Below are 1,493 nucleotides of genomic sequence, written 5' to 3' on the forward strand. Positions count from 1 at the left end.
TTACGAATGCTTCTCCCACGGTTCCATCCCATGTTCAGTTGATTGGTCACGCTTGAGAGCCAATCGGTGCGCTGTTCGTGCCAAAAGTCTGTCGCGGGTTCAAGGGTTACTGTACCAGGTAGGGGTGCAAAATTTTGATAGGGGTTGATTTTTTCGCAAGCCGTTGTCAACTCTTGCGCAATGATCACTTCATTTGTCCAGTCAAGGGTGACAGGCGCTTTTAAAGGAGCAGTATAGAATGTTGGGTCAATGGCAAGCTGCAAAATGCCGTTGCCTACCGCCCCCGTTTGTTGAAAGCCTTCATCTCTGTAAGAGTCATCTAGAAAGGGATCAGCGAACATGCCTTTTTTAGCGACAGGTTCTTTAGAGTCCACATTGCTTTTAATGCGCTCTAACTGCATCAGCCTGTCAAGCGAGAGCACCCGTTGAAAATAGCGCCACATCTCATCATAGGGGGCAACCCGTGTGCCATCATTGACAACAACCGGCGTTTCAAGCCAATTGTTGGTGATCGTTGCAAGGGACAACACATCATCAGGGACATTTGGTGCCATGGGATGATCTGATGAAACTCCTTTGATATATACGACATTGCCTTGTGTGTTCAGTCCTATGCGGTCAATGCGGGGGAGTTTGTAAGTGTAACTGACGATAATATCACCACCTTGCGCCCCACCTGAGACTGTGATTTCCTGCGCTGTTACTTTATCAGCCGTGATTTTTGCGCGGTAACGGTAAGTCACCTTATAGCTGCTGCCCGGTAAAGGTTCGTCTCCTATGGGCGCCCAATCAATGGTGTCTCCGGTTTTTTTAAAATCTGTGCCTTCTTTAAATTCCTTACTTCCTTGAACGACTTTGATAAACGCGGTGATGCTTTTATCCGGCACACCATCACGCCCTGCAGCAACTGCACCACGGGTGACGTTAACGGTTTTTTCTTTTGTCAACAAAAGAGACTGAATATCGGCAATAGGAAAATAATAGGGTTTAAAGGTAAAACTTGTTTTCCCTTTTGGAGGCGCAAAAATATGTGTTTCGCTTGGAACAACGCTTGTTGAAAAGTCTTGCACCTCTTCATGGCGCAAGGCGGCTAAGCGCTTGCGTTTAAAGCCATTGATATTGGCTTCTCCTTCTTGAATACTAAACACTTGGCAGCCGTTGTTTTGTCCCAATGCGCTCACACGGCAGCCACTCACGATATAATGCCCATGGGCACGGTCGTACGTCGCAATAGCTTGCATGGCGGGTTCAAGCAATGAGGGTGATTTTTGATCAATCAAAACGCCATCTTGTAAAATATAAACCGGAAAGAAAGTGCCACTTTGCGCATCCTCTTTCAGTGCCCAAACAAGCTTTGCTGTTTCGCGTGCGGCACCAGGCTCTCCTTCTGCCAAAGTGCCAGGGACTTGCCCCAACAGCTCTGGATCATCTTCGTGTGTTATCCATTTTTTTTGTAGCTTCACACCAATTTCCAAGCGTCCAATCATGGAAAC

Annotated in this window: 1 protein-coding gene; it reads right to left on the bottom strand. The window is 47.2% G+C overall.

The window, feature by feature from the left end:
* Positions 1–1,493: DUF4815 domain-containing protein (locus tag ACFIKJ_RS09775; RefSeq protein ID WP_375670538.1), on the bottom strand; the 1,493-nt coding region annotated here is incomplete at both ends.

It is taken from the genome of Bartonella sp. PS7NMGDW (genome assembly GCF_042193585.1).
Lineage (GTDB): Bacteria > Pseudomonadota > Alphaproteobacteria > Rhizobiales > Rhizobiaceae > Bartonella > Bartonella grahamii.